The 6,127-nt window shown below is 63.9% G+C and carries 7 protein-coding genes; all 7 read right to left on the bottom strand.

Features of this window, described 5'->3' with window-relative positions:
* Positions 1 to 531: helix-turn-helix domain-containing protein (locus J6525_RS41740; RefSeq protein ID WP_225649021.1), on the bottom strand; the 531-nt coding region annotated here is incomplete at its 3' end.
* Positions 532 to 954: 423 nt separating this feature from the next.
* The gene (locus J6525_RS41735; protein WP_038385646.1) at positions 955 to 1,992 is read right to left on the bottom strand and encodes an amino acid ABC transporter substrate-binding protein; all 1,038 of its coding nucleotides are present in this window, start codon (positions 1,990 to 1,992) and stop codon (positions 955 to 957) included.
* A 59-nt stretch (positions 1,993 to 2,051) separates the two neighbouring features.
* Positions 2,052 to 2,645 (bottom strand): L,D-transpeptidase, encoded by a 594-nt coding sequence (locus J6525_RS41730; protein ID WP_092078861.1) that lies wholly within the window; start codon positions 2,643 to 2,645, stop codon positions 2,052 to 2,054.
* Between the two features lie 170 nt (positions 2,646 to 2,815).
* Positions 2,816 to 2,944, bottom strand: a complete 129-nt coding sequence (locus J6525_RS41725; protein ID WP_141339964.1) for a DUF2474 domain-containing protein — start codon at positions 2,942 to 2,944, stop codon at positions 2,816 to 2,818.
* The gene (cydB, locus tag J6525_RS41720; protein WP_225649020.1) at positions 2,944 to 3,945 is read right to left on the bottom strand and encodes a cytochrome d ubiquinol oxidase subunit II; all 1,002 of its coding nucleotides are present in this window, start codon (positions 3,943 to 3,945) and stop codon (positions 2,944 to 2,946) included. The genes J6525_RS41725 and cydB overlap by 1 nt, the downstream gene beginning before the upstream one ends.
* On the bottom strand, positions 3,942 to 5,348 hold the full coding sequence (locus J6525_RS41715) for a cytochrome ubiquinol oxidase subunit I (RefSeq protein WP_225649019.1): 1,407 nt from the start codon (positions 5,346 to 5,348) through the stop codon (positions 3,942 to 3,944). The genes cydB and J6525_RS41715 overlap by 4 nt, the downstream gene beginning before the upstream one ends.
* Positions 5,349 to 5,539: 191 nt before the next feature.
* Complete coding sequence (locus J6525_RS41710; protein ID WP_076834906.1) at positions 5,540 to 6,118, bottom strand: thioredoxin family protein; 579 nt, start codon at positions 6,116 to 6,118, stop codon at positions 5,540 to 5,542.
* Positions 6,119 to 6,127 lie beyond the last annotated feature (9 nt).

Raw genomic sequence — 6,127 nt, 5'->3', positions numbered from 1 at the left:
GAAGCCGGTCGCGGTGGCCCCGTCCCGCCTGGAATGGATCTCGACAAAGACGTAGCGGGTGGCGCGGTCGATGGCGACGAAGGCATAGCTGGTGCGGCGCTGCAGGGACGGCAGATACTTCACGTCGATATGGATGAAGCCGATGCTGGCGGTCTCGAAGATGCCGACCTTGGGTTTGTCAGGCTTGGCGAGCCGGCTGATGCCATTGCGCTGCAGGCAGCGGTGAATGGCGCTGCGGGACAGCTTGGCATTGATGCATCGCCGCATCACCTCGACGATGTCATCCAGCGGCAACTGCAGCGACGTCCGCAGTTCACAAACCGCCCTTTCTTCAACCGCGGAGAGGCTGGTCGTGAGGTTCTTCGGCCGGTGCGAGCGATCTTCGACCGTCGTGCGGTCGCGCCAACGATAGATCGTGGTCTCGCTGACCCCCAGTTCGGCCGCCAACTGAGCGACCGACTTCCGGCTGCGCTGGATATAGGCGCGCGTCTTCGGCGTCGTCGTAGCGTTCGCGTGCAGGCTCAGTTCCATGACCCGAGGTGCTCCCTGACAAAGGCCACGCCTCGTTCTACACCGATTCCATCAAACCAATCTGCAGGGACCAAACACGAAAGCAGGGACCCATAACCACGAATGGGTGACTGTCGCGCGCCGCTGGAACGACGAGTCCCATCTACAATATCCGCCGCGGCGTATGGGTCCCTGCTTTCGCACTAGGGCATTTACACATCTCTTCGAGGCTAGAAAACCGACTCATCATCAAGGGGTTAGCTACTAGGCGAGAGCCGAAATCGGCGGGCGCAACCCTAGTGCAGATGAGTAAGTTCTCTGCGGTTTTCGGCCAACTCTTTGAGAAGACTCCGGAAAGACTGCGGAGGATATGTATATACGCTAGTGCTTTCGCAGGGACGACGGCGTTGTATGCGGTGGCGGCTGCGGCCTGGCCGCGCGCCGCTAGCGGATCGGCGGCGCGTACTGGACGCCGCCGGCGTTCCAGAGCTGGTTCATGCCGCGCGGGATCTTCAGCTTGGAGTCGGCGCCGACGTTGCGGTCGTAGACCTCGCCGTAATTGCCGACATGGCGGATGATGCGCACCGCCCAGTCCTTGGTCAGACCGAGATCCTCGCCATAGCTGCCCTCGGTGCCGACCAGCCGCATCACTTCCGGCTTCTTCGACTTCAGCGCCTCGTCGATGTTCTTCGAGGTGATGCCGAGCTCTTCGGCGTTGATCATGGCGTACAGCGTCCACTTCACGATCATCATCCAGTCGTCGTCGCGCAAGCGCACCACCGGCGCCAGCGGCTCCTTGGAGATGATGTCGGCGAGGATCGTGTGGTCGCTCGGCTTGGCGAGGTTGAGCCGCAGCGCATAGAGCTGCGAGGCGTCGGATGTCAGCGTATCGCACTGGCCGGAGTTGTAGGCCTTCACGACGTCGTCCAGCTTGTCGAACTTCATCTCCGTGTACTTCATGTTGTTGGCACGGAAATAGTCGGCGAGATTGAGTTGCGTCGTGGTGTTGGCCTGCACGCAGACCTTGCTGCCGTTCAGGTCGAGCGCGGAATCGATGTTGCGCGAGCGCGGCAGCATGAAGCCCTGGCCGTCATAATAGGCGACCGCGGGGAAATAGAGGTCGTAGTTGGTCTCGCGCGACATGCTCCAGGTGGAGTTGCGCGAGAGGATGTCGACCTTGCGATTCTGCAGCTCCTTGAAGCGCTCGCTGGCGTCGAGCGGCACGAACTTCGCCTTCGACGGGTCGTCGAAGATCGCCGACGCGACCGCGCGGCAGAAGTCGACGTCGAAGCCGGTCCAGTTACCCTTGTCGTCCGGAATCGAGAAGCCCGGCAGGCCCTTGTTGACGCCGCACAGCACGTCGCCGCGACGGACGGTGCGCTTCAGCGTGCGGGTGTCGTAACGCTCATAGGTGATGGCGGCGGCCGCAACCAGCGCGGCGATCGCGAGCCCGATCGTCAGGCCGCCTCGAAATGTACGCATGGGTTCTCTCTCGCGAAGGATCGGGGAAAATCAGGGCGGATATCGAAGGCGGGTAGAGATCAGAGTTCGGGCTTCTGCCGGATGATCACCTTGGTGCCGACCGGAACGCGGTTGTAGAGATCGGCGACGTCGTTGTTGACCAGGCGGAAGCAGCCGGAGGAAACGGCGGTGCCGATGGTGTCGGGCCGGTTGGTGCCGTGGATGCGGTAGACCGTGGTGCCGAGATACATCGCGCGTGCGCCGAGCGGATTGCCCGGGCCGCCCGCCATGAAGCGCGGCAGATAGGGCTGGCGCGCGATCATTTCCGGCGGCGGCACCCAGTCGGGCCACTCGGCCTTGCGGGTGATGCTCACGAGGCCCTGCCATTGAAAGCCTTCGCGGCCGACGCCGATACCGTAGCGGAGCGCGCGGCCATTGCCCTGCACCAAATAAAGATGGCGCTCGGCGGTCGCGACGATGATGGTGCCCGGCGCCTCATTGGTCCGGTAATATACGACCTGCTTCTGCCATTCCGGATCGAGCTCGTAGCTGTCGTCAGCAACAAGGCCGGGCTCGTCGGCGTCCGGGCGGTTCTGGGCGAAGCCCTGCGACGTCGACAGCACGAGCGCGCCCGTCGCGATCAACATCCAGACCAGGTGACGAAGCTTCGTCATTGAAAGCTCTCCTTGTTGGCGCGCGGCCAAATGGTTGCTCCACCCGCAAATCAGGCAGCATCAAATCTCAGCGGCAGCTTGATGGCAAGCTTAGGGCCGCACCACAGGTATATCCCTGTAATGCTTCTGTTTTTTGTCATTGATTGTCGCGGCACGTTGCGCGGGCCGCCTCATTTCGGCGCGATCCAGAGTCGCAAGGCGAACGAGATCAGCGCCACGGTGCCGACGCCGCCGAGCCACAGCGCTGCGAACCACAGCAGGCGCTGGCCGAGCGGCCGCTGATTCGGGCTCTCGGGCATCAGTGGTATCCGTGGCCGGGGCGCACCTTGCCGCGGAACACCCAATAGGCCCAGGCGGTGTAGCCGAGGATCAGCGGCACCAGGATCGAGACGCCGACCAGCATGAAGACCTGGCTATTCGTCGGTGCCGCCGCCTGCCAGATCGTGATGCTCTGCGGCACGATGTACGGATACATGCTGATGCCGAGTCCGGCATAGGACAGCGCGAACAGCCCGAGCGTCAGGAAGAACGGCTGGTGGTCGTTCTTGTTGCTGAGCGCGCGCAGCAGCAGCGCGGTGACGGCGGCGACCGCGATCGGCACCGGCGCGGTGAGGATGATGTTGGGCCAGGCGAACCAGCGCTGGGTGTACTGCACGCTGAGGAATGGGGTCGCGATGCTGACGGCGCCGATCGCGCAGAGCATCGCGATCAACAGCATCCAGCTCAGATGATAGGCGCGGTCGCGCAACTCGCCGTCGGTCTTCATCACCAGCCAGGTCGCGCCGAGCAGTGCGTAACCGATCACCAGCGCGACGCCGGTGAGGACGCTGAACGGCGTCAGCCAATCCCACCAGCCGCCGGCGTATTGGCGTCCCTCGACATGGATGCCCTGCAGGATGGCGCCGAGCGCGATCCCCTGCGCCAGTGTCGCAACCAGCGAGCCGCCGGCGAAGGCGAGATCCCATTTGTTGCGCGCCTTCTGGGTCCGCCAGCGGAATTCGAAGGCGACGCCGCGGAACACGAGGCCGAGCAGCATCGCGATCATCGGCGTGTAGAGCGCCGGCATCAGCACCGCATAGGCCAGCGGAAACGCCGCCATCATGCCGCCGCCGCCGAGCACCAGCCAGGTCTCGTTGCCGTCCCACACCGGCGCCACCGTATTCATGATGACGTCGCGGTCGGTCTTCTGCGGAAACAGCGGAAACAGGATGCCGAGGCCGAGATCGAAGCCGTCCATCACGACATAGACGAACACGGCAAAGGCGATGATGAAGGCCCAGATCGTGGCGAGATCGATCATCGCGCGCCCTCCACGGCAGCACCTGCCGCCGGCGTGATGCCTGCTGCGCGGGCGGGAAGATCTTTCGTCGGGCCTTGCTCGCCGGGATGCGGCGGCTGCGCCATCAGCCGCAGGATGTAGATCACGCCCGCGGTGAACACGGCGAAATAGACGATGATGAAGGCGATCAACGACGAGCCCACCGCGGGCGCTGCCAGCGGCGACGCCGAATCGACGGTGCGCAGCAGCCCGTACACCGTGAACGGTTGCCGCCCCGTCTCGGTGGTAATCCAGCCGGCGAGCACCGCGATGAAGCCGGCGGGGCCCATCAGGACCGCGAAGCGATGCAGCAGCGGCGACTGGTACATCATCCCCCGCCAGCGCATCAAAAGGCTGAGCAGGCCGAGCCCCATGATCAGGAAGCCGAGGCCGACCATGATGCGGAACGACCAGAAGGTGATTGGCACCGGCGGCCAGTTCTCGCGCGGCACGGTGTCGAGGCCGGCCAGCGGCGCGTCGAGCGAATGCTTCAGGATCAGCGACGACAGTTTCGGCACCTCGATCGCATACTTCACTTTCGCCTCACGCTGGTCGGGCCAGCCGAACAGGATCAGCGGCGCGCCGTCCTTGTGGCTCTGGTAATGGCCTTCCATCGCCATCACCTTGGCGGGCTGGTGCTCCAGCGTGTTGAGGCCGTGCTGGTCGCCGGCGAGGATCTGGATCGGCGCCACCAGGGTGGCCATCCACATCGCCATCGAGAACATCACGCGCGCTCCCGCCAGATGCTGGTCGCGGAGCAGATGCCAGGCGCCGACCGCGCCGACCACGAGCGAGGTGGTGAGGTACGCCGCCAGCACCATGTGCACGAGGCGATAGGGGAACGACGGATTGAAGATCACCTTGAGCCAGTCGGCGGCGACGAACTGGCCGTCGGCGTTCACGGCGTGGCCGGTCGGTGTCTGCATCCAGGAATTGGCCGACAGAATCCAGAACGCCGAGATCAGCGTGCCGATCGCGACCATCAACGTCGCCACGAAGTGCAGCCTGGGGCCGACGCGTTCGAGCCCGAACAGCATCACGCCGAGGAAGCCGGCTTCCAGAAAGAATGCGGTCAGCACCTCATAGGCCATCATCGGGCCGATCACCGGCCCGGTCTTGTCGGCAAAGGACGACCAGTTGGTGCCGAACTGGTAGGACATCACGATGCCCGAGACCACGCCCATGCCGAACGCGACCGCGAAGATCTTCAGCCAGTAATTGAACAGGTTGATGTAGACCTCGCGCCTGGTGGCAAGCCACAGCGCTTCCAGCACCGCGAGATAGCTCGCAAGCCCGATCGAGAATGCGGGAAACACGATGTGGAACGACATCGTGAAAGCGAATTGCGCGCGGGCGAGTACGACCGCATCCCAGCCTTCGAACATTACGCACCATCCGTCGTCGACCTGGCGTGGACCTTACCACGTCAGCTGTGACGACAAAGAGGGCGGATTGTCCGACTGGAGCGGGTTGAGTTTTGGCTGGATCGGCTTGGCGCGGTCCCGGTTCACCTCTCCCCGTCGGGGAGAGGTGAGCTTTCGACGCCGTTCCAGCTCAACCTGATTTTCATCAGGCTTTAGCTGTTGGCGTTGAGCAGCCGCGCGACGGTGCGGTCGATCTCGTCGTACTGTCCCTCGCCGGCGTGCTGGAACACGATCTTGCCGTTCTGGTCGATCACGTATTGCGCCGGCCAATACTGGTTGCGGTAGGCGTTCCAGGTCTGCGAATTGTTGTCCTGCGCCACCGGATAGAGGATGCCGTGCCGCTTCAGCGCCGCCTGCACGTTGGAGGCCGAATGCTCGAACGGGAATTCCGGCGTGTGGACACCGATCACGACGAGGCCGCGATCCCGGTACTTCGAATAGAGCTGGGTGACGTGCGGCAGCGTGTTGACGCAGTTGACGCAGCCATAGGTCCAGAAATCCACCAGCACGACCTTGCCGCGCAGGTCGGCGAGCCTGAGCGGCTGCGAATTGAACCAGTTGCTGATGCCGACGAATTCGGGCGCGGTCTGGCTCTGTCCGGTTGTCATGGCGATCGCCCGCGGCACCGGCTGCGCCGGCGCGTCTGACTCGGTGCAGAGGCCGGGAATGACGGCGCCGCCGAGGCCAAGGCCCGTAACCAGAGCGGACACGGCAATCAAGCGCAGGGACATCGATATCTC

It is taken from the genome of Bradyrhizobium australafricanum, assembly GCF_020329495.1.
Taxonomy (GTDB): Bacteria; Pseudomonadota; Alphaproteobacteria; order Rhizobiales; family Xanthobacteraceae; genus Bradyrhizobium; species Bradyrhizobium australafricanum.
This window is presented reverse-complemented; position numbering and strand designations above follow the sequence as displayed.